Source organism: Pseudomonas quercus (assembly GCF_012033695.1).
Classification (GTDB): Bacteria; Pseudomonadota; Gammaproteobacteria; order Pseudomonadales; family Pseudomonadaceae; genus Aquipseudomonas; species Aquipseudomonas quercus.
The window spans coordinates 133,142-157,850 of sequence record NZ_JAAVJI010000002.1 but is presented as its reverse complement, the minus strand read 5'-3'; the positions used below and the strand labels follow the sequence as shown (position 1 = coordinate 157,850).

Below are 24,709 nucleotides of genomic sequence, written 5' to 3'. Positions count from 1 at the left end.
GTAAGCATTATCTAACTCAAGGCTGCGGAGTAAGCGCTGTAAAACAGCGCTTTGTCGTTCATCGGCCCCGCCAGGAAAACATCTATGACCATCGGCTCCAGCTTCGACCATCCTGCCTATCTAGGGCATCCTCAACTGCCTGCATCCTCATGGCGGGTGCGTTACCCGAACCCACCGGACCTGTGCTTTGACTACCGCAGGCTTCTTGAGCAACCAGGCGGTGTGGCGACGGCCACCCAGCCTGAGCGTCGTATCGCTATCATCGGTGCTGGGGTGGCTGGGTTATGTGCTGCACGTGAACTCGTCAGGGCAGGATTTAAACAGGTCACTTTGATTGAGCAGTCCTTACGACTTGGCGGCAGGCACTTGACTATTGCCAGCGACAAGGGCGGTGCGCCTTTCGAAATGGGCGCCATGCGTTTACCTTTCTTCAACCGCGCTGGCGAACATCCCAAAGAGGGGCGTTCGCTCATGGCCTATTATGCTGAGCTGTTTGGTCTAAAAGTATCTGACTTTCCTAATCCTGGGACGCCTTGGGTAGTGCAGACCGGGATCTACCTGCGCGAGGGGTGTTTGATTAGCGATACGCCCGAAATGCTGATCTGGAAAAATCCTACCGGGGATATACCGCCGCCAACACCACAACTGCAGGCAGTACAAGATAAATGGCTCCGGTTCGCCAAACGTGTATGTGCGATAGTCGCTGAGAAGTATGCAACCCCCGCTTGGGAAAGCTTCTGGGGTTCCATGGTCGACCGCTATGCTCACCTTTCATTCCGAGAATTGGTACGGCTTGCTCCCGCTAAAGAAGGAGCTGGGGACTCTGCCGATTTCGGCGGGTTGGGAATGGATTCAGAGGAGTCTCGAATTTTCTATTCCATTGGCATCGGAGATGGTAGCTGGGGTGCCTTTTACGACGTGTGCTGCCTGTATCCCCTGCGTACCGCCATTTTCGGCTTTAGTAGTCATTTGCAGCTCGTACATGGCCGACTAGACACCAACGATCAGCTGTTGCCAACGCCCCTTGATCCGCAGCAGTCGGTTACGGACTCACGAGGAACTGTATACGAAGCGCCTGCATGGCTTGGTATTGCTGCGTTGGACGATTCACTTATGTATCTGCCCATTCCTGAGACAAACCGTTCTCTTTATCAGGATCTGCACCCAAGAAGGAATGGCTTGTTGATGGGAACCAAAGTGACTGGCATTCGGCGCCAGCCTCGCGGTGCCATCTTATTGGATGTAACCGGCCCACATCAGCATACGGAAATTCTCGAATACGATGAGGTGGTAGTAACCGTACCCTCGTGGATATTAGAGACCCAAATGCGCCTGGAGGGTTTTGATGAGGTAATGCTACCGCATGATGTGATCGATGCTTACAAGCATGCCCATTGGGAAAGCAGTTGCAAGGTCTATGTCCCTTTGAGGAAGGAGTTTTTCGATAACGAGCGGACGATACCTCAAATCTTGGTTACTGATAGCTTCATCCACGATGTTTACGCCTACCGGTACAGCCCCAGCCATACAAGTGACTGCCTTCTGTTGAGTTACACATGGGAGGACGATGCCAACAAGCTGGCATCATTCAGTGATGTGGAATTGGTTAACCATTGCCTAGCTGAACTGGACCGGATTCTGTTGCGGTGTTCGAATATCAATAGAACCATTTCGCCCTATGTGGACCTTTCGGGCGCAAAGGTGCAGCGGTGGTTGACCGACCGAAATTCATTGGGTTGTGCCAGGCTTTACCGTGCTGGTGCCTACGGCGATGTTGTGCGCCTTATGGCCTATAACCGAAACCATTCGGCAAGGTCTCGGCTGTACTTTGCTGGGGAAGGTTACAGTGCAGATGCAGGATGGACCGAGCCTGCATTGCGCGGAGCAATAGATGCGGTTATTCATCTTTGTGCAAATACCCAAGCGACCTTCAATGGCAGCTTTTCGATAGAGGATTATCCTCGATACTATCAACCGGATGCCTGAAACCAAGGGTTGAGCCCAGCCGCTGGATATTTCATACAAACACTTCAGAAAGCATCTGCTTAAATATTCGAATGGGTTAGATATAAAATGTTTATCCACCCATTCGAATAAGAAGGCGTCTGTCATGACACCCATCCATGCCATCAGCCCTGTGCGGGTCGCTGTCATTCAGTTCGGCCCCCAGTGCGGCCTTGATCACCTGCCCAGCAACGTTGCCCATGGGCTTGCCTTGGCCGAGCAAGCCGTTGCTTCGGGCGCCAACCTGCTAGTGCTACCTGAGCTGTGCAATACGGGCTATACCTACTGCAACCGTACCGAAGCCTATGCGCTGGCCGAAGCCGTGCCCGAAGGGCCGACCGTGCAAGCCTGGCAAGCCTTTGCGCAGAAGCACGGCGTGTACCTGGCCGCCGGCATGGCAGAGCGGGAGGGTACATACCTGTACGACACGGCCGTGCTCGTAGGGCCGGACGGGTACATTGGCAAGTACCGCAAAGCCCATTTGTGGAATTGTGAAAAGCTATGGTTCCGGCCCGGTGACCTGGGCTTTCCAGTCTTCGAAACCCCGATCGGGCGTATTGGGCTGATGATCTGCTGGGACGTGTGGTTCCCCGAAGTGCCTCGTCTCTTGGCATTGCAAGGTGCGGATATCATTTGCAGCCTCAATAACTGGGTCTGGACCCCGCCCCCCTTGTTCGACGACACCGGCAAGTGCATGGCCAGCTACCTGACTATGACGGCTGCACACGCCAACAATGTGTTTATCGCGGCCGCCAACCGAGTGGGCACTGACCGAGGCGAGCGGTTCCTGGGCTGCTCCCTGATCGCCAGCACTCAGGGCTGGCCACTGGGTAAGGTGGCGGGTTCGGAAGAAGAAATTATCCTGCAGGCCGATATTGATCTGGTCAGCGCTCGCAGTGCGCCGATCTGGAACAGTTTGAACGACCTCCCACGCGACCGCCGTGCCGACCTTTACGATCCCATGCTCGGCTATCGCCAGCATCCGATGATGCCGCGCTAAAGGGGGTGAGCATGCAGCCTTTTAAAATGCTACGCCCCAGTGCGCTTCTGTTGGCAGGCGCTTTGCTCGCAGCAGCAGTGCTGAGTGTGCTTGCCGGCAGGCTATTGATAGATCTGGCCGGGCTTACCTTGGCCTGGCCAGGGTATGAGCACATGATGGCCCACCTGGATCACCCGGCGGCTCGCTGGCGCTGGGTGATAGGGGACATCAGCGAAGTGGCGTTCTACAAACACGAGTTCGCCTCCCTGGGCCTGATCGCTGGTGGCCTGCTTGCGTGGTGGGGCGGACGCCAAGGTGCACGTTGGCAGGGGTTTCCTATCAGCTATGGCAGTGGCCTGTGGCCGTGGCTGTTGCTCAGCTCAACAGGAGGGCTGTTGCTGGGCAACCTGCTATGGGGCTGGACGTTGGCCGGTGGCGCTTGGCAACCCACCTTTGTTGCTTTCGTCTCACTGCCGGCTGCGCTGGTTTTGCTACACGGCCGCGGCTGGCGGGTGGCGCTCAGCGGTGCCGTAATGGGGGCGCTGCTGGTCACACCGGCTAGCCTGCTATTGGTGGCCTATGTCTGCACGCCTTGGCAGTTGCCTGTGGTGGTAGGCAACGTAGGCGGGATGGCACTGGCCAGCCTGCTGGCGTTTGAGTTGTGCCGACGCTTCCCCGTAGTGGTGAAGGCGCCAACAACTACAGCGCGCGAACAACAGGCCGTGCCGCCGATTGCTGCGCGCTTGAACCTGCGCTGGGGATTGCGTCGCGTGCTGGCAGATTTCTCCGAAGCGCCGTTCTACGGTAATGAATGGGCTAGCTTGGGCCTGATCGGTGGTGCACTGCTGGCGTACGGGCTTAACCCCGGCAGCCCTTTCTATGGCTCCGGGTGGCTGCCCCAGTTGCTGATAGGCCAGGCGCTGGCCTCGGCGGTAGGTGTATGGGTGTGGCGTGGGCAGTGGGAAAAACGCGGCTGGTACCCCACCTACATTCCGCTGGTGTCTATAGTGCCTGCCGCCGTTCTGGTGCATGGGCCGGCGCCCGCTGTCATCGCACTCAGCGCACTGCTGGGCGCGTTGCTCACACCTCCGTTGGCGGTTGCCATCAGCACGCGCCTTCCGGCCCATGTGCACCCTTATATTGGTAACGTAACAGCCATGGCTGTGGGCGTCTTGGCCCTGGTGCCTCTTGTGGGGTGGTTGGTAACGGCCTGAGCAGGGTGCGATGACGTGGCAATGTTGACAGCCGCTGGAATATCCGTAGAATGCCGCGCCACAGCAGGCACATAGCTCAGTTGGTTAGAGCACCACCTTGACATGGTGGGGGTCGTTGGTTCGAGTCCAATTGTGCCTACCAGCTTAAAGCCCCGGTGTTCCGGGCACGAAAAGGGCGATCCGAAAGGGTCGCCCTTTTTTGTTGCTCATACGGCGGTAAAGCCCGTGATCGAACAGGCAATCTGAGCCATTATCCGGTGCGTGTCATTCCCTACCTGTCAGGAGACTTGCGTGCCCTTTCACATTCGCGACGCTACCCGTGCCGATGCAACGGCCATCCATGGCTTTATTCTGGAGCTGGCTATCTATGAGAAGGCTGAACACGAAATGCAGGCCACGGTGGCCGACATCGAGCGCAGCTTGTTCGACGAACCGTCCCCCGCCAGGGCAGTGATGTGCGAGCGGGACGGGCAGCCCATTGGCTTTGCCGTGTACTTCCTCAGTTACTCCACCTGGCTAGGCCGCAAGGGCTTGTACCTGGAAGACCTGTTCGTGTCCCCTAGCCATCGGGGGATAGGCGCCGGCAAGGGCTTGCTGCGCCATCTGGCGCGAATTGCCCATGAGACGGGCTGCGGCCGTGTGGATTGGAGCGTGCTGGACTGGAACCAGCCCGCCATCGACTTCTACACCTCTATTGGTGCCCAGGCCCATGAAGAGTGGGTGCGGTATCGCCTGGAAGGCGACGCGCTGGAGGCGTTTGCGCTAGGGGCATGACCTGTGCGAACCCGGTACGGGTTCACTTCCTGGCGCCGGCCACCACACGCTTGACCATGGCTTGGTGGCCGGCCGGGTCGCTTTCTCGTGACACCACCTGCACCACGGCCAGCTGCTTGCCAACGCCCGTAATGAAATATGTGGTCAGTGTTCGGCCGCCGCCGATGCTGGCAGTGGCGTCTACCTGTTGGGCAGGCAGGCCATTCAAGGTCACGCGTTTTTCTGCCGTTTTGTGAAAGTCTGCCAGGCCCTGGGCCTGGCGGCCGATAAAGCCTTCGCTGGCACTGGTCAGGAAGCTGTCGTCGTTGGCGGGCGCCGCACCCGTACCCGCTTCAACGGGTACTTCGGTCGTTACCACAATGCGCCGGTCCTTGTCGTTTGTGTAAAGCGTGCCGCTGGCGCCGGCTGTACCCGTGCTGGCCTCACCTGGCGGTAATGGTGTGCCGGTATAGCCAGTGGGCAGGCTGAACTGCAACTTGCCACCCAGCAGGCTTACCTTGAGGGTTTTGCTTGAGGTTGGCGCTGCAGCGGCGGGCTTGTGGGCCGCCTGGCCGCACCAGGCAACGGGCGATACGGTACACAGCCCAATCAGGCACAGGGACCAGGCAAGCGAGCGGGGCAGGGGCATTCAGGTCTCCAAAAGTGCAAAGGTAGGCAAGAAGGGGAATTTATAGGCAGTGGTCGCCAGGCGCTACATTTTGCTGTCTTCACACCGTTCGTCCCTCCAGGGTAAGCGACCTGAACTGGGCTGTACCGCGTTGGCTCAACATTGAAAGGCCTGATCACGCCGGAGGGAGCAGTCAGCATGACCACACACATTGTGCATTTCACCTCGTCGATCAATTCCACCTCAACCGGTGAACTCATTGAAAAGTGTTCGTTGGCTGTCCAGAAAGGCGCTTCAAGCATCGTGATCAAGATTGCGACCATGGGCGGCGAGTGCAGTTATGGCTTTTCGCTGTACAACTTTCTGGTGGCGCTGCCCGTTCCTGTCCATACCCATAACCTGGGCACGGTCGAGTCCATGGGCAATATCATTTTTCTGGCGGGGGAGCGGCGCACGGCATGTAAGCACAGCAAGTTCCTGTTCCACCCCTTTCACTGGAACCTGCACGGCTCAGTGGACCATGCACGCATGTCCGAGTACGCCATGAGCCTGGACTACGACCTGGAGCTGTATTCGCGCATTGTGGACGAGCGTACGTACGGTGCGGCTGTACCTTTGGACGTGTCCAGTTGCCTGATCGCGTCCCCGCGTATCCTGAACGCTGAGGAAGCGCTGGCTACGGGGGTGGTGCATGGGGTGGATGAGTTGCCGATGCCCAAGGATGCGGTGTGCCATGTGGTGCATGGCTGACAGCTTAGGCCTGGCGCGCTAGAGCCCGTGCCGGCCCTTGAGGCTGCTGCGCCTTACACTGAGCGCTGTTCCTGCTCCAGCAACTTGCGCTTGCGTTCGATACCCCAGCGGTAACCGGACAGGGAGCCGTCGCTGCGCACCACTCGATGGCAAGGAATAGCAACCGCCAGTTTGTTCGCCCCACAGGCATTGGCCACAGCACGTACCGCTTTAGGCATGCCAATGCGCGCAGCGATTTCGGTGTAGGTCACGGTTGCCCCTACGGGTATGTCCCGCAGTGCCTGCCATACCCGCTCCTGGAATACGGTACCGCGAATATCCAGTGGCAAGGCCAGGCCAATACCGGGCGACTCTACGAACCCGACCACTTGGGCCACCCGCTGCTCGAAGTCAGGGTCATTACCGATCAGGTTGGCGTTAGGAAACTGGTCCTGAAAGCGTTCGACAAGTTGGTTGGGGTCGTCTCCCAAGGTGATGGCGCATATGCCGCGTGCGCTTTCAGCCACTAGGATTGCACCGAGTGCGCTGGCACCTACGGCAAATTTGATGTCCAGCTCTGCACCGCCTGCTCGGTATTCGGTGGGCTTCATCCCCAGCATTTTCTTGGACGCTTCATAGAAGCGGCTGTTGGAGTTGTAGCCAGCGTCGTAGAGTGCCTGCGTGATGGTGTCGCATTGAGACAACCGGTCCCTTACCCGCGACCGTAGTGACGCGCTGCCATAGGCCTTGGGCGTGAGCCCAGTGATCTTCTTGAAAATGCGGTGGAAATGAAAAGTGCTCATGCCGGCCTGCTCTGCAAGCCCGTTTAGATTCGGGACGGCTTCAGACAGGTCAATCAGGCGGCAGGCGTCGGCCACCACTTGGGCATGTTTGGCTTCCACTTTGTCTTGGGTCCGATCCGCGCGTTTGGAGGGCCGATAACCTGCAGCTTCTGCCTGGGAGGCCGTATCAAAAAAGACCACGTTTTCCGGGCGAGGCAGTTTGGTGGGGCTACAGGGCGTGCAATACACTCCGGTCGTGATCACGCCATACACGAACTCGACACCTGCCCGTGCCTTGCGATCAAGCAGCATCTGCCACCTGGGATCGTCTTCGGTGCTGTGCCGTACAGCGGCTGAGGCGTAACTGGTACTGTCCATGGAGGCGCCTTTTTCTGTGTTAGGCTATGTACGAAAAGCCCTGACACTCGGTGATGCTGCGTTGAAAACAGCTTCGGAATGCTCATTTACAACCAGTAAACCCGCGTGCGGGCCCAGTCCGCTTCCTCAGCTGTTTTCGCCTTGCCTGCGCGGCCCGGCCTGACCTTCGCGTCAGAACATTTCGTACACAGCCTAGGTACAAAGCTACCGGCATCAATGCGCTGAGCCACTCCGGGTCTTGCTTTCATATTCTTGAAATTCCGGTGGCTCGAAACCCACAGGCACCCGCCACAGGTACCAGGCACCCAACGTTCTATAGGGTGCCAGGGCATGCCCCCACCGTTTCAGCTGTGTTGCGCCTGGCCGCTCGGCCAGCCCATACAGCCGGCGAAAGCCCTCGCGTACGCCAAAGTCACTCGCGGGAAACACATCCAGTTTACCCAAGCCATAGATCAGCATCATCTCAACCGTCCATTGGCCCACACCGGGCAACGCCACCAGTGTTTGTATCAGCGCGTCTTCGCTCATGGCCAGTGCCTGGTGCACATCGGGCACTCGTTCTTCCAGGCGCGCCAGCGCGATAGCTTTGATGGCCTTGCATTTGGCCGTGGAAAATCCACAGCGCGCCAGTGCCGGTTGCTCAAGGGCTACCAGTTGGGCAGGGGTTGGAAACACCTGGCCTGGAAACAGCTCACGAAGCCGACGCAACATCGCGTCTCCTGCACGCGCATGGAGTTGCTGGTAGGCCACGGCTTTTACCAGCGACTTGAAAGGGTCGTGTGGCTCGATCAAGGGGTGGAGGCAGGGGCCCACCTGGTTTACCAACGCTTGCCAGTTAGGATCTATAGCGCTCAAAGCCTTCATGGCTTGGGCAATAGGCTCATTTTGCGTCATGAAAGATGATTCCAAGGCGGAAGCGGTTGCCGTCGCGCACGTCGCTGACCCCGTGGCGGGTATAGACCGAGTAATAGCCCTTGGTGCCTTTTACTGGGCGCCGGTTGACTGAAAATATCAACGCGTCCCCTGCCGCCAGCGGCAGTACAGTTGCGCGCGATTGCATGCGAGGGCGTTGCTCGGTGATCACAAATTCGCCCCTGGCAAAGTCTGAGCCGGGCTGCGAGAGCAGCACAACCATCTGCATTGGGAAGGCTACATCGCCGTAAAGGTCCCGGTGTAAGCAGTTATAGTCGCCCGCAGTATAGCGAAGCAGCAAAGGCGTAGGCTTGTGCTGGCCAGCGGTGGCGCATTCAGCGATAAACGTGTCTAGCAGAGGGGGGTAGTGTTCAGGTATCCCCAGCCTGGCGTTCCAGGCATTGGCCAAGGGGGCGAGGCGTGGGTACACCTGCGCGCGTAGCGTGGCAATCAGGGCCGGCAGCGGGTAGGCAAAATACTTGTACGTTCCCGAGCCAAACCCGTACCTGGCCATGTGTATGCACGCTCGAAAGGTGGCGTCATGCTCATAGCCGCCAGCAAGCTGGTCACAGGCCTGGGGTGTCAGCAACCCTTGGATCAGGGTATAGCCTTTGGCATCCAGGCCCGCCAGGTGTTCGTCCCAGGGGAGGGCGGCAAGGCGTTCCTCCAACGCAGCATCAGGCATGTCAGGCACCCTTGTATGAAGTGCATGAAGCCTAGCGGTAGTTGGCGGTCGAACCTTCCCGTTTATTGCTATTTAAATGCGTGCCACCCCCCGGCGGTGGCAGCGATGGTTTATTTGCCGCTTGCCAGCCCTGCACGTGCGGTGTCGTAAGGGTCCTTGGGCAGGGCATGTGCGCCCGGTTCGCCCAGCTGTTCCAACGGCACACGGTAGGTGTCTGGTGTCCGGAGGCACCACCCGTGTGAACAGCGTTGGCAGCATGGCAGTAAGGAAGGTGCCCAGGCGACCGGCAAGCACAAGTCCAGGTAGGGGTTAACCTGGGTTGGCGTGGGGGTCGTCAGCGGCCATCCCGTGGCCTGCATTGGCACTCATCGCGGGGCTACCAGGTTGGCGTTGCAGGGTTTGAAGAGGCGCAGTAGCCGTAGGCTACGCCCTAAGATCAAGCCATTGATCAAGCCGGCGGCCAGGGAGGAAGAGGCGACGGCGAACAGCGCATCGGCCTGTTCTGGATGCACCGCGGCTTCATAACCGCTGTAGTAACGCCAGGCGAAAAAGGCCCAGTACACCATCAGCACTTTAACGGTGCCGGCAATGATCAACCGCTCACCGTCGCGTTCGACTGTGCGATAGGTGTACAGGTACTGTGCTATCCCGCCCCCGGCCAGCAGTGCCGTGGCGTAGACCAGTAGGGGCAAGGCAACGCCCTGGGAAAACGTCAATGACGCTAAAGACAGGGCGATGAAGATTGCCGGCGTCAGTATCAGTGAGCGTTTGGTTTCCTCATTTTTGAAGCAGGCGAGGATCCCGTAGTAGGTCACTATGAAGAACACCGCATACACCCACAGCGGTGTGGCACGAAGGATATCCAGCATAAAAGGCCCTGGGCTGAGTGAAAGTGGTTTGGATCCTATCATCCAGGGCGGTAGGTTGTTTATATGGAAATGCACTGCTGAATCCTAGCGTGTGCTGCTGCCGCCTAAATGTGAACCCCAAGCCCAAAGCGTTCGGGTTGTACTCGTGCGTGTAGTCGCTTACAGCACGCGAATACGGCTGCAACGCGGGTGAGCCGAAGGCTTGAATGGCGTTAGGGCGGCGCTGTCCGTGGCGCCGGGCTGCCCTTGAAGGAAGCAATCCAGGCATCAGGCCCCTGCGTATAACGCGCCTGGCGCGACTAAGTGTAGTCGTCGCCAGTATAGCGAAGCGCCCAACCTCTACCTGCCCAGGGGTTATTGGCCGTTGTGCAGCCCTGCGCGTGCGGTGTCGTAAAGGTCCTTGGGCAGGGCTTGTGCGCCCGGTTCGCCCAGCTGTTCCAACGGCACACGGTAGGTTTCCGGTGCCAGGTAGGCCGCCAGCGCAGCAATGCAGGTGACGGCGAAGGTCAGGGTGCCAATCACCATCGGTACGTTGTTGGTGCCCGGAGGCGCCACCAGTGTGAACAGCGCTGGCAGCATGGCCGTAAGGAAGGTGCCCAGGTTCTGGGCAATGGCCATGGCCGATACCCGGTAGCGTGTCTTGAACAGTTCCGGGTAGAAGCTGGGGAAGATGGCGTTGTAGCCCTGGTACACCACGCCCCACATCAACAGCGACATGACAAAGGCCAGGGGCAGGTTGTGGAGGCTGATGGCGTACAAATAACCGTAGGACAGTAAGCCAGAACCCAGGGCACCCCCGATGATGAGCGGCCGGCGGCCTATCTTGTCTGACAGGTTGCCCACAAAGGGAATGGTAACAACAGCTACGATATTGCCGATAACCGGAATCCACAGGTACACGCTTTTATCGAAGCCTATGCCGTAGGCCGGCTGTACGGCATAAACGGCCCCAAATACCGTGGCAACCACGGGAATCACGTTCATGAAGGCTACGAACACCACCAGTACCATGCGCTTCCAGCTGTATTTGAACGCTTCAGTGATGGGGGACTGAGCCGTGGCCTGGCTGGCATCGGCCTCAGCGAATGCCGGGGTTTCGTGTACACCCCGGCGAATGAAGTAGCCGGCGATCAGCACCAGCGCACTGAGCAGAAACGGAATGCGCCAACCCCAGCTATTGAAGTCTTCAGGTGCCATGAAATAGGCCAGCGGCAGGAAGATGGCCGCTGCCAGCACTTGGCCGAATTGCACACCCTGCAAGGTGAAGCTGGCGTAGTAGCCACGGCGACCAAACGGTGCATGCTCCAGAATCATCGAGCTGGCCCCTGAGATTTCACCGGCCACGGCAAAGCCTTGGATCAAGCGCATCACCACCAGCAGGATAGGCGCCAGAATGCCCACCTGATGGTAGGTAGGCAGCAAGCCAACGCCCATGGTGGCAATGCCCATCAGGAACATGCACAGCAGCAACAGGTTCTTTCGCCCACGGGTATCACCCCAGTGGCCAAGGAAGAACGCGCCCACGGGCCTTGCCAGGTAGCCCACGCCATACGTAGCCAGGGAGGCTACGATGGCGATCTTCGGGTCGGTGGAAGGGAAGAACAGTTGCGGGAAAATCAGTGCGGCGGCTTGTGCGTAGATGAAGAAGTCGTAGTACTCCAATGCCGAACCGATCCAGCCGCTGGCGGTGGCCTTGCGGGATTGAGAGGACATTTGTGGCTTGCCAGTTAACGGGTTGCCCATGGGGCACCTCCTTTATTGTTGTTATTGAACGCGCTGCCTGCCGGTGTGCCTGGTTGTTGCTTCAGTGGGTGATGTCCACCCTTCGGCCAGTCCGGGCGGCCTGTACGATGGCTTCGGTGACCAGCAGGTTGGCCAAGCCATCCTGCACGGTGACCAGCGGGTCGGCTTCGCCCCGTATCACGGCACCGAAATGGGCCATCTGCCGTGCGAGCGGGTCTTCTCGGGTCATCTCTACTACGCCGGTTTCAAAGGGTTTCCACCAGGAGCGGTCAGTCTCCGTGGGGTACGTGTTCAGGCGCAGCGTCGGTACGCTCAGGCTCCCGTGTGTGCCGGCAACCACATAGCAGTCCTCGTCGGGGTAACTGGCGTAGGCCGGGTTTTCCTGGGAGGTCTGCTCCCAGCTGCGCGGGCTGGCGGCAGTGTCCGACAGCAGAAAAGTGCCTAGCACACCACTGGCGAAGCGCAGGTTGATGGCGACGGTGTCTTCCACGGGAAAGTGGCGTACTGCGTGAGAGGCAAAGGCCTGAACCGCGGTGATGTCGCCACACAGCATGCGCAGGTTGTGTACCTCGTGGATCATGTTCAGCAGGATTGGCCCTGCACCGGGTTCCTTGCGCCAAGGGGCATCGCTGAAGTAGTGGTCCGGTTTAACGAACAGGGCGCTGCCCATCACCGTCACCAAACGGCCCAAGGTCCCCTTGGCAATCACTTCGCACGCCCTGGCCATGATCGGGCTGTGGGCGCGGTGGTGGCCTACCAGAATGCGTGCGTGGCTGCGCTGCGCCGCTTCGGCCAGTGCCCGGGCTTCGGCCACCGTTGGGGCCACCGGCTTCTCCAGCAGCATGGGAATGCCGGCATGGATGCACAGCTGTGCATGGGGGACGTGAAACTGATTGGGCGTCGCCAGCACGATGCCGTCTGGCCGGCCCAGTGCCAGCAGCTGCTCCAGCGATTCATACAGCGGTACACCCGCCTCCTGCGCCAGGGCCTGGGCGGCCGGCGAAGGGTCGACCACGGCGGCCAGCTCGCACGTGCTGCTCTCTGCAAGCACCTGCATATGGGCCTGGCCGATATAGCCGGCGCCAGCAACGGCAATGCGTGTCTTGGTCATAAGGGGCCCCGTTATTGTGATTATTCAAAGGGAGCCTGACTGAGCGTGCGGTTCAGCCGCGTACCGCGCTGACCACGGCCCGCAGGCCCAACAGGTAGCTGTCCACCCCAAAGCCTGCGATCTGCCCACGCACGATCTCGGCGAATACCGAATGGTGGCGAAAACTTTCGCGGGCATGGATGTTGGACATGTGCAGTTCCACCACAGGTACGGTCAAGATAGCGAGCGCGTCGCGAATGCCATAACTGTAGTGGGTCCAGGCACCGGCGTTGATCAGCACACCGTCTACGCCGTCCTGGTAGCCCTGGTGGATACGGTCGACGATCAGCCCTTCGCAGTTGCTCTGGAAGCTGTCGATGTTCACATCCAGCTCATTCCCCAGCGCCTTCAGCCGGGCGTCGATCTCGCTCAAGGTGATGGTGCCGTATTGCACCGGGTCACGCTTACCGAACAGGTTGTGGTTGATACCATGCAGCATCAGTACGTTCATAGGGCTACTCAGGTCAGGGGCACTGTCAGGCGGTCGATCACCGGGCGGGTATCAGGGCGCACATTGCGCCACCAGTAAAAAGCTTCAGCGGCCTGTTCCACCAGCATGCCCACGCCGTCGGCCAGGTGTGCCGAGCCGTGCTCACGCGCCAGGCTCAGAAAGGGCGTAAGGCCTTTGCCATAGGCCAGTTCGTAGGCCAATGCGGCATGGCTGAACACGCTGCCAGGCACAGGGGGAAGTTGGCACGTCAGGCTGGCGGACGTGGCATTGATCACCAGGTCGAAGGTGTCCCCGTCCAGTGCCGAGTAGGGCCGCACCGTCAGGCGTGGGTGGTTGATTTCCTGGGCCAGTGCTTGTGCCTTGGGCAGGTCGCGGTTGACCATCACCAGCTCGGCCGGCCCAGCCTCCAGAAACGGCAACAGCGCCCCACGCACGGCGCCGCCGGCCCCCAGCAATAACACCCGCTTACCGTTTAAGGGGGTGCCTAGGTTGTGCTGGATATCGCGCAGCAAGCCGATGCCGTCGAAGTTGTCGGCCAGCACCTGATCGTTCTCGAACTTCAATGCGTTAGCGGCCTTGGCCAGGCGGGCCCGTTCGCTGGGGTGGCTGGCCAAGGCAAAGGCCTGCAATTTGAACGGGGCCGTTACGTTCATGCCGAGCCCACCTGAGGCGCGAAAGCGTGAGACATCCACAGCGAAGTGCTCCAATGACCCCTCGATGGCCCCGTAGTGAATGTCCTGCCCGGCGCCTTCGGCAAACAGCCCGTGGATCAGGGGCGACTTAGTGTGGCTGATGGGCCGGCCAATCACGGCATAGTGGTCAGTCATGGCTTGACCTCCTGGGTGTAGAGCACGCCATCGGCGACCAGGCGCGCGATTTCATCGGCACTCAGGCCCAGGCGCTGGGCCACTTGAACGTTATGCTCCCCCAGGTCGGGGGCCACTGAAGCAATGGTGGTATCGCAGTCGGAGAACCGGAAGGGCAGGTTGGGCAGGCGCAGCGTGCCGTAGCGCGGGTGCTGCTGCTCCTGGATCATCCCCCGGGCCTTGATCTGCGGGTCATCGATCACTTCATCGATACGCTGCACCTTCGCACAGGGCACGTCGATGCCATCGAGCAGGCCCAGCAGGCGGGCGACGGGGTTATGCGCCACCCAAGCCTTGACCGTGGCCAGTATCTCCTCTCGGTGGGCATTGCGACCCTTGAGCGTATGAAAGCGCGCATCGCTGCCGAACCCCGGCTGGTGGGCGTCCTGCTCTACAAGGGTTGCAAACCGTTTCCAGGCTTCATCCACCTGGGCAGCGATCACCAGGTCGCCGTCTGCGGCCCGGAATACGCCATACAACGTTGAAGTGGGCATGTCATGCCCGGTCTGCTCCGGGAGGATGTCGCCGCCGGACAAGGTATGACACTGCACCGCGTACTCGTGCATGGACACCAGTGTGTCGTACAGGGCCATGTCGATGTGCTGGCCCTTGCCGCTGGTCACACGCCCCAGCAGCGCGGCGTTGATAGCCGCCACCGCATGAATGCCGGTGTACATGTCGCCCAGCGAAATACGCAGCAGCGGGGGTGCCTCACCGGGTGTGCCCACCATCTGCATGATCCCGCTCTTGGCCTCGGCAATCAGGCCGAAGCCGGCACGGTGTGCATCCGGCCCGGTATGGCCGTAGGCCGAGATGGAGCAATACACCAGTTTCGGGTTGCGTGCGGCGAGCTCCTGGTAACCCAGCCCCAGTTTGTTCAGCGCACCAGGGCGGTAGTTTTCAATGAATACATCGGCGCTGTCGCACAGCTGCTGCATGAAGGCTTTGCCGCGCGGGTCCTTCATGTTCACGCTGACGCCTTGCTTGCCCATGTTCAATTGCAGGAAATAGCCGCTCTGGTAGTCGTCCAGCACGAACGAGTGCTGCCGGCCGGCATCTCCGCTGCCAGGGCGCTCCACTTTGATCACTTCCGCGCCCAGCCCCGCCAGGCAGCGGCCCACATAAGGGCCGGCCAGAAAGTGGCTGTAGTCGATTACCCGGATGCCTGTGAGGGGTAAGGGCTGGCTCATAGGGCGCCTCCTTTGCACGGCACCATCAGGCGGTGCTCACCCTGCTGTACCACCTCGCCTTTCTGGTTGATCAACTGTGAGGGCAGCACCACGATGCCCCAGCCGGGCTTGCTCTTGCTCAACCGCATGGCGCCTACGCGCAGGCTCACATGCAGCACGTCATCCACCCGGATCGGCAGCAGAAAGTCCCAGGTCCAGCCCAAGGACATGCCAGGCACGAAGCGGTACTCGCACTGCGTCTTGAGCCCGTCAGCGATGGCCAGCCCCATCAGCCCATGGGCGACCAGGCCGCCGAAATGGCTGGCGTTGGCGTAGGCCTCGTCCACATGAACCGGCGTATGGTCTCCAGTAAGGTCGGCATAGGCCAGGATGCGTGCCTTGGTGACGTGGTATTCAGGGGTGATCGCGGTATCGCCTTCGCGGGCATCATCAAAGTATTTTTCAAGCAGGGTCATGGTGCAGCACTCTTCTTATTGGGGGACACGTGCGTTAACTGCCAAGGCGTCGTGTACAGCGTGGGCTGGGCACGCCTGAATGAATTCCACGGCCAGGCCATCGGGCAACTGCAGCCAGTTGGAGCCCTGGGGCATTTGCGTCACGCCCTCGAAGGCCCTGGCCGCCGCCAGGGAAGCCTCCATGTGTTCGCACATGATGCCCAGGTGCCCCAGACGGCCCTCAGGGCCTTCGAAATCGGGCTTGCTCATGAACTGCATGCCACCCAGCGTCCAGTATTGGGCGGGTGCGTGTTCCGGGCCCTGTACTTCACGCAGGGTCATGCCGAACACGTCATGGAAAAAACGGATGTGCCAGTGAATGTCACGCACCCAGATGGCCACGTGTTCCAGGTAGGCTTTGTGCACGCTCATAGGGTGGTCTCTTGTTGTTGTTGTTGTTGTTGTTGTTGTTGTTGCTCGGCCATGGCGCGTTCGATGCCTTTGATGCAGGCCACCAGCGTGGCGTTGACGGGCGTTGGCACTTCGTAGCGCTGGCCCAGGCGCACCACGGCGCCGTTGATGAAGTCGATTTCGGTGATCGAACCTTTCTGCAAGCTTTGCAGCATGGAGGTTTTGAAAGAGGCGGGCAGGCCTTCGCTTGCCAGCTGCCAGGCCGCTTCCGGGGTGTGCAGGCTCAGCCGTATGCCGGCCGCCCTGGCCACGCTGATGGCTTCTGCAACCGCCAACAGGGCGATGTCCCGCAGTGCGGGTTCGGTGTAGAGCTGGCCATAGTTCAGCCGGGTAATGCCGGTGAGTGCGCCCGTCGCCACGTTCACCAGCAGCTTGTCCCACATGGTGCCCACAATGTTGTCGGTTACCGTGGTGGCCAGGCCTGCACCCTCGAATACGTCGGCTACTGCTTGCACACGGGGTGTAAGGCGCCCGTCCAGCTCGCCAATAAACGTGTGCTTACCCCTCACGCCGCTGCACACCACGCCGGGTTCCGTTTGCACACCCCCTACATAGGTTTTGCCTGCAATCACTTTGTCGCGGCCGACCACGCTGGCCAGCACGTCTTCCTGGCCCAGGCCGTTCTGGAGCGACATCACCACGGTATGCGGGCCGATAAGGGGGCGGGCATTTTCTATGGCCACCTGGGTGGCAAAGGACTTGACCAGTACCACCACCAGGTCCACGGGGCCGATGTCCTTGGCATCGCTACTGACGCGCACCTTCACCGTTCGCCGGTGGGTATCTTCTTCAACGGTCAGGCCATGGCGGCCTATGGCTTCAAGGTGGCGGCTGGGCCGGTTCAATAGCCAGGTGGTATGCCCGGCTTCGCTCAGCCAGGCACCGAACGTACTACCCAACGCCCCGGCGCCAAGAATGCAGATATTCACAATAGAGGCGGCTCCCGTTTTTGGGCTACCTTAGGCACCGGGCGTTCTTTGAGCTATACAATGAAACCAATAGGCCTATTGGGAAACGCAATAATGCGCAGCGCTGATGGGTTGCCAGACCCCAAACTGCTGATGCTCTTCGATGTGCTGTACAGCACAGGCAGTGTCACCCGGGCTGCCGAGCACTTGGGACAAAGCCAACCCACTATCAGCCTCTGGCTAGGGAAATTGCGCAAGCAACTGCGCGACCCGCTGTTCGTTCGCACGCCTACGGGAATGGCCCCTACACCCCAGGCAGATGCACTTATCACTCCTTGCCGCGAGGTGCTCGAATCCCTGCGCCGGCTGGTGGCTTGGGAGTTGGCTTTTGACCCGGCTACGGCGCAACGGCGCTTCAACCTGTGCATCACCGATGCCAGCCACATCACGTTGCTGCCGCGCCTGCTTGCTCACCTTCGCACCGTAGCGCCAAGTATTCGGCTGGACATCTCGCGCATCGATGGCAACACCGAGCGCGCCTTGGAAGCCGGCGAGGCAGACCTGGCCATAGGGTTCGTGCCTTGGCTGGGGGGCGGCATCTACCAGCAAGTGCTGTTCCCGCAGCACTGGGTATGCCTGGCCAGCGCGCAGCACCCGCGTGTGACACATACGCTGTCCAAGGCCTTGTACGAAGCCGAGGGCCACGTGCTGGTCAGCGCCGGTACAGGCCAGCGGCTGCTGGAAGCCGGGTTGGCACAGGCGGGGGTAAACCGGCGGATCGTGCTGGAACTGCCCGGGTTTCTCGGGCTAGGTGCGGTGATTCAAACGTCGGACCTTGTAGCTACATTGCCACGCCATATCGGGGATACCCTGGCCAGCACTTATAGCTTGCAGGTGTACGACTGCCCAGTGCCCGTGGAGGGGTTTACGGTCAAGCAGCACTGGCATGCCCGTTACCACCAGGACGCTGGCAACCGGTGGTTGCGAGGGGAGGTGGCGGCGTTATTCAGTTACTTGACCTGAACGGTATGCCTGGCGCTGTGTTCGCATTAAGTAGGATCGCCAGGCACCCTCCGTTCACAACGAGGTATGCAGGATGACATCGAATTTCAAGGCTGTTGGCTTCCTGGGCTTTGACGTGTTCGGCACGGTAGTGGACTGGCGCACAAGTGTCGCTCGGGTGGCGGAACCGTTCCTGAAACGCCATGGCCTGGAGATCGATCCTCTGGCGTTCGCCGATCGTTGGCGGTCGCTGTACCAGCCCTCCATGGAGCCTATACGGGCCGGGCGGCGGCCTTTCGTCACCCTGGACGTGTTGAACCGTGAAAGCCTGGACACTGTTCTGAGTGAACTGCACGCCGATATCAGCCGTATCCCGGCAAAGCAGCGCGATGAACTGAACAGGGCATGGGAACAATTGAGCCCTTGGCCTGACGCCGTCGAGGGGCTAGCCAGGCTCAAACGTCGGTTCGCGATTGGCCCGTTGTCCAATGGCCATATCGCTGGAATGATGAACCTGGCTCGTCACGCAGGCTTGCCATGGGACATGATCGGTGGGGCGGAGCTTAGCCAGACCTACAAGCCCCAGGCACAAACTTACCTCAGAACCATTGCGGCCGCAGGCCTGCCCCCGGAACGTACGGCACTCGTCGCTGCACACAACGAGGACTTGAGAGCTGCGCGTGCTGTTGGCATGCGTACCGTCTTCATTCGCAGGCCTTACGAGCACGGCCCTGGCCAAATGAAAGACATTCATGCAGAAGAGGCGTGGGATGTGGTGGCCGATTCTTTGATTGAGGCGGCTCAAGCGCTGGGTTGCTAGTTAGAGCCCCCCAGCCGCTTTTGTCAGGCAGGCGCCTGGCATGCAATAGCAGGCGCCTGGTTTAACCGATCAATCCCAGCTCAGCGCCCCGCCGGTCTGGTACTCGATCACGCGGGTTTCGAAGAAGTTTTTCTCTTTCTTCAAGTCCATGATCTCGCTCATCCAGGGGAACGGGTTGGTGGTGCCTGGGTATTCTTCCTTCAGGCCGATCTGCGACAGGCGACGGTTGGCGATGAACTTGAGGTAGTCCTCCATCATGGCCGCGTTCATGCCCAGCACGCCGCGTGGCATGGTGTCGCGCGCGTATTCGATTTCCAGTTGGGTGCCCTGGAGAATCATCTGGGTGGCTTCTTCCTTGAGCTCGGCATCCCACAGGTGCGGGTTTTCGATCTTGATCTGGTTGATCACGTCAATGCCGAAGTTCAGGTGCATGGACTCATCGCGCAGGATGTACTGGAACTGCTCGGCCACGCCGGTCATCTTGTTGCGACGGCCCATGGAAAGGATCTGGGTGAAGCCGCAGTAGAAGAAGATGCCTTCGAGTACGCAGTAGTAGGCGATCAGGTTGCGCAGCAGTTCCTTGTCCGTTTCCGGGGTGCCGGTGTCGAACTTGGGGTCGGAAATGGCGCGGGTGTATTTCAGGCCCCAGGCTGCCTTTTTGGCGACCGAAGGGATCTCGTGGTACATGTTGAAGATCTCGCCTTCATCCATGCCCAGCGATTCGATGCAGTACTGGTAGGCGTGGGTGTGGATCGCCTCTTCGAAGGCCTGGCGCAGGATGTACTGGCGGCACTCGGGGTTGGTGATCAGGCGGTATACGGCCAGGGCCAGGTTGTTCGCTACCAGGGAGTCGGCGGTGGAGAAGAAGCCCAGGTTGCGCATCACGATGCGGCGCTCGTCGTCGGTCAGGCCTTCGGCGTTTTTCCACAGGGCGATGTCGGCGGTCATGTTGACCTCCTGGGGCATCCAGTGGTTGGCGCAGCCGTCCAGGTATTTCTGCCAGGCCCAATCGTACTTGAAGGGCACCAGCTGGTTGAGGTCGGCGCGGCAGTTGATCATGCGCTTTTCATCGACCTTCACACGGGCAGCGGAGCCTTCCAGCTCGGCCAGGCCTTCGGCGATGTCCAGGCTGTTGAGTGCTGCCTTGGCACGGGCCACCGCCGCGCTGTCATTGGCGCTCACTTCGCGGGCCTCATGGGCGGCGGCATCACCGGCGCTGTCAAGTTTGTCCATGGCAACGGCTGCTGGGTTGCCATCGGCCTGTACAGCGGTATCGTCGTCTTTCTCGAATTCGTCCCAGCTCAGCATAGGGGAGTCGCTCCTGCTTGAAGCCGCACGCTGGCGGCCAGGTTGATGGGGGAAAAGCTGCTGCGCCGCGCCTATTGGCACGATGCAAAAAATAGGGTTTGCCGCTTAGCCGTGTATAAGGCCAAAGGGGGTGCGGGGTACTGCCAACCCCTTCTTCAAGGACGAGAAAAGCCGCCAGTCGGTATGAATAACCGCTGTTTCCAAGTGCATGGTCAGGTCCTTTTGCAGGTGGCGCAGTATAAAGAAAATCGCGGCAAAATGCTCGGGCAGAAACCACAAAATTCCATGGGATAGCCGGTGCTTGTGTAAAGCATCACACCTATATGTAGGGGTGCGTGTTGATGTAGGACACAGGATAGAGTGGTTTGTGCGACCGTGCGTGCAGCCGTCAGTCGGGCGAAATGCGACCCGTCAGACATCGCGCGAAGATGGCGCCAAGAGGGGCGTAATCGCAGTGAACGGCACTGATGTTGGCCGCTTTCCATTCGTCAGGAAGGACCGTGCTCCACTCCACCGTATAACCGGCGTTCACAACCACGTGGTCGAACAGAATGCGCTGCGCTCTCCCGTTACCCTCGCGAAACGGATGGATCATATTGAGCTCACCAAATAGTTCGGCAATGGCCTCGATGAAAGCGAACCTGGGCAGGTGTGTGAACCAGTTTTGATGAGCAGCCTGTGCGAAAAGCTTCTCTGCTTCGGCCTCAATTCGGGATGTTGTACAGAACCGGGTGGAACCCTTGGCAATATCGACCGTTCGTAGCTGGCCAGCCCAATCGTATAGGTCCTTGAACAGGTGATGGTGCACGGTTTGCCAATACGCTATGTCGTATGGAGGAGGCTGAAAATCGATTTCATTGGCAGCAAGGGTAGAGAGGTCTCGTTCAGCCGCGCTCAACCTTGTTGAATCCGTGATACCCAGGCGGTTGCGAAGCACGCTGGACTGTGGGTAGCAATAGGTGTCCTGGCCTACGCCGTATTTATCCATTACTCCGTACGAGTGCTGGCGCTGTACTGCTTCAGTAGTTCTTCACGGGTAGGAAGCGGTTTGGTGCAGCTGCCTTCTGGCACGTCAAAACCTTCCAGCCTGAGGCTTGCCAGGTAATTGGCTTGGCGGATGCGAGCGTAGTAGGCACGTTTTTCATCGAGCGAAGCGGGCATAGGCATATCTCCAAACGTAGTCGGCAATTATAGGCCGCAAAGGCGCCTTCACCAAGGGCTTGCCCAAACGAAACAAGGCGCCCGAAGGCGCCTTGTGGGTCACGCAGCCAGGGTTATTGGCAGGCTTCGCAATCCGGCTCGTCAATGGCGCAGGCCTTTGGCACCGGAGCCGGGCCGGCTGGGGCGGCGGTTTCCGGGGCGGCATGCAGGGCGGAGTCGCCACCGCTTGAAACGGCGTTCAGCTTGCCCGTGGTGACGGTGGATTTCTCAGTGCTGGTGGCAGCCAAGGCACGGAGGTAGTAGGTGGTTTTCAGGCCACGGAACCACGCCATGCGGTAGGTCACGTCCAGCTTCTTGCCCGAGGCGCCAGCGATGTACAGGTTCAGCGACTGAGCCTGGTCGATCCACTTCTGACGGCGGCTGGCCGCTTCCACGATCCACTTGGTGTCGACTTCGAACGCAGTGGCGTAGAGGTCCTTGATTTCCTGCGGGATGCGCTCGATCTGCTGCACCGACCCATCGTAGTACTTGAGGTCGTTGATCATGACCGAGTCCCACAGGCCGCGGGCTTTGAGGTCGCGTACCAGGTAGGGGTTGATCACGGTGAACTCGCCCGACAGGTTCGATTTCACGTACAGGTTCTGGTAGGTCGGCTCGATGGACTGCGACACGCCCGTAATGTTGGCAATGGTCGCGGTCGGCGCGATGGCCATGATGTTCGAGTTGCGAATACCTTTCTGAACCCGTGCCCGTACGGGTGCCCAGTCCAGGGTTTCGGTGCGGTCCACTTCGATGTACTTGGCGCCACGCTGCTCGATCAAGGTGTCCAGCGAGTCCAGCGGCAGCACGCCTTTGGACCACAGCGAACCCTGGAACGTCTCGTAGGCGCCGCGCTCGTCAGCCAGGTCGCAAGATGCCTGGATAGCGTAGTAGCTCACCGCTTCCATGGAATGGTCGGCGAACTGGATAGCCGCTTCGGAACCATAGGCGATGTGCTGCAGGTACAGCGCGTCCTGGAAGCCCATGATGCCCAGGCCGACCGGGCGGTGCTTGAGGTTGGAGTTGCGTGCCTGAGGTACCGAGTAGTAGTTGATGTCGATCACGTTATCGAGCATGCGCACGGCCGTTTTAACGGTGCGCGCCAACTTGGCGGTGTCCAGCTTGCCGTCCACGATGTGGTTCGGCAGGTTGATCGAGCCCAGGTTGCAGACCGCGATCTCGTCCTTGTTGGTGTTCAAGGTGATCTCGGTGCACAGGTTGGAGCTGTGAACCACGCCCACGTGCTGCTGCGGGCTGCGCAGGTTGCACGGGTCCTTGAAGGTCAACCATGGGTGGCCGGTCTCGAACAGCATCGAGAGCATCTTGCGCCACAGGTCCTTGGCTTGCAGGGTTTTGTACACCTTGATCTTGCCGTACTCGATCAGGGCTTCGTAGTACTCGTAGCGCTCCTCGAAGGCCTTGCCGGTGAGGTCGTGCAGGTCCGGAGTTTCGGATGGCGAGAAGAGGGTCCACTTGCCGTCTTCGAACACGCGCTTCATGAACAGGTCGGGAATCCAGTTGGCCGTGTTCATGTCATGGGTACGGCGACGGTCGTCACCGGTGTTCTTGCGCAGCTCGAGGAACTCCTCGATGTCCAGGTGCCAGGTTTCCAGGTACGCGCACACAGCGCCTTTGCGCTTGCCGCCCTGGTTGACCGCTACGGCCGTGTCGTTCACCACCTTCAGGAAGGGCACGACGCCCTGGGACTTGCCATTGGTGCCCTTGATCCATGAACCCAGTGCCCGCACAGGCGTCCAGTCGTTGCCCAGGCCGCCCGCGAATTTGGACAGCATGGCGTTGTCGTGGATGGCGCCGTAGATGCCGGACAGGTCGTCTGGCACGGTGGTGAGGTAGCACGAGGACAACTGCGGGCGCAGGGTGCCAGCGTTGAACAGGGTAGGCGTGGAGGCCATGTAGTCGAACGACGACAGCAGGCGATAGAACTCGATGGCGCGGTCGTCGCGGTTTTTCTCTTCGATGGCCAGGCCCATGGCCACGCGCATGAAGAAGATCTGCGGCAGTTCGAAGCGCACGCCGTCCTTGTGGATGAAGTAGCGGTCGTACAGGGTTTGCAGGCCCAGGTAGGTGAACTGCTGGTCACGCTCGTGATCGATGGCAGCGCCCAGCTTGGCCAGGTCGAACTTGGCCAGCTCCGGGTTCAGCAGCTCGAACTTCACACCGGCAGCCACGTAGGCCGGCAGCGCCTTGGCGTACAGTTCAGCCATTTCGTGGTGGGTAGCGCTCTCGGCCACTTCCAGGAAGCTCAGGCCTTCGGCACGCAAGGTGTCCATCAGCAGGCGTGCGGTCACGAACGAGTAGTTCGGCTCGCGCTCCACCAGCGTACGGGACGTCATCACCAGTGCGGTGTTCACGTCCTTCAGGGCTACGCCGTCGTACAGGTTCTTCAGGGTTTCACGCTGAATCAGCTCGCCGTCCACTTCCAGCAAGCCTTCGCAAGCTTCAGTGATGATGGTGTTCAGGCGGCCCATGTCCAGCGGCTCCAGGGCACCATCAGCGCGGGTGATGCGGATGCTGGGGTGGGGCTGGGCAGGCTGGCCGGCGTTGCCACGGCTGGCACGCTCCCGGGTGCGTTGCTCACGGTAGATCACGTAGTCGCGGGCTACTTTCTGCTCGCCAGCGCGCATCAGGGCCAGTTCAACCTGGTCCTGGATCTCTTCGATATGAATGGTGCCGCCGGAGGGCATGCGTCGCTTGAAGGTGGCGCTCACCTGTTCGGTAAGGCGGGCAACGGTGTCATGGATGCGCGACGACGCGGCAGCGGTGCCGCCTTCCACTGCGAGGAACGCCTTGGTGATGGCCACGGTGATCTTGTCGTCGGTGTAGGGGACGACCGTACCGTTACGCTTGATCACGCGCAATTGGCCGGGGGCCGTGGCGTTCAGCTCCTGGTGGGAGCCGACGCCCTGAGGCGCTTGGCCTTGCGGGTTCTCGCGAGTGGTGTCGGTGTGCATTGAGTTCTCCACGGTTTCTAGAAATAGTCAGGCGCGGCGGAAAAACCGCCGTTCCATACGAAGCACGACAGCCAGCGAAGGCAACCTGGGGCCGATGGAAGGCCCCGGCCGCCTGGGCCGGAATACAGCACTTCAGAAAAAAATTGGGGGGCTGAACAGACGCCTCCCTGGCAGCGCTAGCGCGCATAAACAGCACAAGAACAACGTATTACCTGCCACGAACCCGCTTCAAAAAAGGCTTGAAATACTCAGCTGATTTGT

General features: G+C 60.0%; 24 protein-coding genes and 1 tRNA gene. 8 read left to right on the top strand and 17 right to left on the bottom strand.

Going from position 1 to position 24,709, the window contains the following annotated elements:
- The first annotated feature begins 84 nt into the window (after positions 1 to 84).
- The 5 genes from HBH25_RS03980 (at position 85) to HBH25_RS03960 (ending at position 4,971) form a co-directional block, all read left to right on the top strand.
- The gene (locus HBH25_RS03980) at positions 85 to 1,986 is read left to right on the top strand and encodes a flavin monoamine oxidase family protein (RefSeq protein WP_168081776.1); all 1,902 of its coding nucleotides are present in this window, start codon (positions 85 to 87) and stop codon (positions 1,984 to 1,986) included.
- 124 nt (positions 1,987 to 2,110) lie between these two features.
- Entirely contained in the window at positions 2,111 to 3,004 is an 894-nt protein-coding gene (locus HBH25_RS03975) for a nitrilase family protein (RefSeq protein ID WP_168081774.1), read from the top strand.
- 11 nt (positions 3,005 to 3,015) lie between these two features.
- On the top strand, positions 3,016 to 4,197 hold the full coding sequence (locus HBH25_RS03970) for a hypothetical protein (protein ID WP_168081772.1): 1,182 nt from the start codon (positions 3,016 to 3,018) through the stop codon (positions 4,195 to 4,197).
- Positions 4,198 to 4,262: 65 nt separating this feature from the next.
- A tRNA-Val gene (locus tag HBH25_RS03965) sits at positions 4,263 to 4,339 on the top strand.
- Positions 4,340 to 4,488: 149 nt separating this feature from the next.
- The gene (locus tag HBH25_RS03960; protein WP_168081770.1) at positions 4,489 to 4,971 is read left to right on the top strand and encodes a GNAT family N-acetyltransferase; all 483 of its coding nucleotides are present in this window, start codon (positions 4,489 to 4,491) and stop codon (positions 4,969 to 4,971) included.
- A gap of 22 nt (positions 4,972 to 4,993) precedes the next feature.
- On the opposite strand, the gene HBH25_RS03955 is transcribed toward HBH25_RS03960, so the two are convergent.
- Entirely contained in the window at positions 4,994 to 5,599 is a 606-nt protein-coding gene (locus tag HBH25_RS03955; protein WP_168081768.1) for a DcrB/PsbP domain-containing protein, read from the bottom strand.
- Between the two features lie 177 nt (positions 5,600 to 5,776).
- On the opposite strand from HBH25_RS03955, the gene HBH25_RS03950 reads away from it, so the two are divergent.
- Positions 5,777 to 6,328: an ATP-dependent Clp protease proteolytic subunit gene (locus tag HBH25_RS03950; protein WP_168081766.1), complete on the top strand. Its 552-nt coding sequence runs from the start codon at positions 5,777 to 5,779 to the stop codon at positions 6,326 to 6,328.
- A 53-nt stretch (positions 6,329 to 6,381) separates the two neighbouring features.
- On the opposite strand, the gene ada is transcribed toward HBH25_RS03950, so the two are convergent.
- The 12 genes from ada to HBH25_RS03890 form a co-directional block, all read right to left on the bottom strand.
- Entirely contained in the window at positions 6,382 to 7,467 is a 1,086-nt protein-coding gene (gene ada / locus HBH25_RS03945; protein ID WP_168081764.1) for a bifunctional DNA-binding transcriptional regulator/O6-methylguanine-DNA methyltransferase Ada, read from the bottom strand.
- 213 nt (positions 7,468 to 7,680) lie between these two features.
- Positions 7,681 to 8,361, bottom strand: coding sequence for a DNA-3-methyladenine glycosylase family protein (locus HBH25_RS03940; RefSeq protein WP_168081762.1), 681 nt, complete (start codon positions 8,359 to 8,361; stop codon positions 7,681 to 7,683).
- The gene (locus tag HBH25_RS03935; protein WP_168081760.1) at positions 8,348 to 9,064 is read right to left on the bottom strand and encodes a 2OG-Fe(II) oxygenase; all 717 of its coding nucleotides are present in this window, start codon (positions 9,062 to 9,064) and stop codon (positions 8,348 to 8,350) included. The genes HBH25_RS03940 and HBH25_RS03935 overlap by 14 nt, the downstream gene beginning before the upstream one ends.
- A gap of 365 nt (positions 9,065 to 9,429) precedes the next feature.
- A complete protein-coding gene (locus HBH25_RS03930; RefSeq protein ID WP_168081758.1) occupies positions 9,430 to 9,933 on the bottom strand; it encodes a hypothetical protein in 504 nt (167 codons plus the stop codon).
- A gap of 354 nt (positions 9,934 to 10,287) precedes the next feature.
- Entirely contained in the window at positions 10,288 to 11,676 is a 1,389-nt protein-coding gene (locus tag HBH25_RS03925) for an MFS transporter (protein ID WP_168081756.1), read from the bottom strand.
- Between the two features lie 61 nt (positions 11,677 to 11,737).
- The gene (locus tag HBH25_RS03920; protein ID WP_168081754.1) at positions 11,738 to 12,787 is read right to left on the bottom strand and encodes a Gfo/Idh/MocA family protein; all 1,050 of its coding nucleotides are present in this window, start codon (positions 12,785 to 12,787) and stop codon (positions 11,738 to 11,740) included.
- Between the two features lie 52 nt (positions 12,788 to 12,839).
- Complete coding sequence (aroQ, locus tag HBH25_RS03915) at positions 12,840 to 13,277, bottom strand: type II 3-dehydroquinate dehydratase (RefSeq protein WP_168081752.1); 438 nt, start codon at positions 13,275 to 13,277, stop codon at positions 12,840 to 12,842.
- Positions 13,278 to 13,285: 8 nt separating this feature from the next.
- A complete protein-coding gene (gene aroE / locus HBH25_RS03910; protein ID WP_168081751.1) occupies positions 13,286 to 14,104 on the bottom strand; it encodes a shikimate dehydrogenase in 819 nt (272 codons plus the stop codon).
- Positions 14,101 to 15,333 carry a CaiB/BaiF CoA transferase family protein gene (locus tag HBH25_RS03905; protein WP_168081749.1) on the bottom strand — a complete coding sequence of 411 codons (1,233 nt, stop codon included), beginning with the start codon at positions 15,331 to 15,333 and terminating at the stop codon, positions 14,101 to 14,103. The genes aroE and HBH25_RS03905 overlap by 4 nt, the downstream gene beginning before the upstream one ends.
- Complete coding sequence (locus tag HBH25_RS03900; protein ID WP_168081747.1) at positions 15,330 to 15,788, bottom strand: MaoC family dehydratase; 459 nt, start codon at positions 15,786 to 15,788, stop codon at positions 15,330 to 15,332. Before HBH25_RS03900 ends, HBH25_RS03905 begins: the two co-directional genes overlap by 4 nt.
- A gap of 15 nt (positions 15,789 to 15,803) precedes the next feature.
- Positions 15,804 to 16,199, bottom strand: coding sequence for a VOC family protein (locus HBH25_RS03895; protein WP_168081745.1), 396 nt, complete (start codon positions 16,197 to 16,199; stop codon positions 15,804 to 15,806).
- Positions 16,196 to 17,167 (bottom strand): ketopantoate reductase family protein, encoded by a 972-nt coding sequence (locus tag HBH25_RS03890; protein ID WP_168081743.1) that lies wholly within the window; start codon positions 17,165 to 17,167, stop codon positions 16,196 to 16,198. Before HBH25_RS03890 ends, HBH25_RS03895 begins: the two co-directional genes overlap by 4 nt.
- 93 nt (positions 17,168 to 17,260) lie before the next feature.
- Between HBH25_RS03890 and HBH25_RS03885 the strand changes: the two genes are divergently transcribed.
- Both HBH25_RS03885 and HBH25_RS03880 read left to right on the top strand, forming a co-directional pair.
- A complete protein-coding gene (locus tag HBH25_RS03885; RefSeq protein ID WP_168081741.1) occupies positions 17,261 to 18,169 on the top strand; it encodes a LysR family transcriptional regulator in 909 nt (302 codons plus the stop codon).
- Positions 18,170 to 18,242: 73 nt separating this feature from the next.
- Positions 18,243 to 18,968, top strand: a complete 726-nt coding sequence (locus tag HBH25_RS03880; RefSeq protein ID WP_168081739.1) for a haloacid dehalogenase type II — start codon at positions 18,243 to 18,245, stop codon at positions 18,966 to 18,968.
- 69 nt (positions 18,969 to 19,037) lie between these two features.
- Here HBH25_RS03880 and HBH25_RS03875 read toward each other — a convergent pair whose 3' ends face one another.
- From HBH25_RS03875 to HBH25_RS03860, 4 genes are all read right to left on the bottom strand, one after another.
- Positions 19,038 to 20,276 (bottom strand): ribonucleotide-diphosphate reductase subunit beta, encoded by a 1,239-nt coding sequence (locus HBH25_RS03875; protein WP_168081737.1) that lies wholly within the window; start codon positions 20,274 to 20,276, stop codon positions 19,038 to 19,040.
- 388 nt (positions 20,277 to 20,664) lie between these two features.
- On the bottom strand, positions 20,665 to 21,264 hold the full coding sequence (locus tag HBH25_RS03870; protein ID WP_168081735.1) for a putative adenosine monophosphate-protein transferase Fic: 600 nt from the start codon (positions 21,262 to 21,264) through the stop codon (positions 20,665 to 20,667).
- Positions 21,264 to 21,437, bottom strand: a complete 174-nt coding sequence (locus tag HBH25_RS03865; RefSeq protein WP_229631813.1) for a YhfG family protein — start codon at positions 21,435 to 21,437, stop codon at positions 21,264 to 21,266. The genes HBH25_RS03870 and HBH25_RS03865 overlap by 1 nt, the downstream gene beginning before the upstream one ends.
- 113 nt (positions 21,438 to 21,550) lie before the next feature.
- On the bottom strand, positions 21,551 to 24,448 hold the full coding sequence (locus HBH25_RS03860) for a ribonucleoside-diphosphate reductase subunit alpha (protein WP_168081731.1): 2,898 nt from the start codon (positions 24,446 to 24,448) through the stop codon (positions 21,551 to 21,553).
- Positions 24,449 to 24,709: the final 261 nt, after the last annotated feature.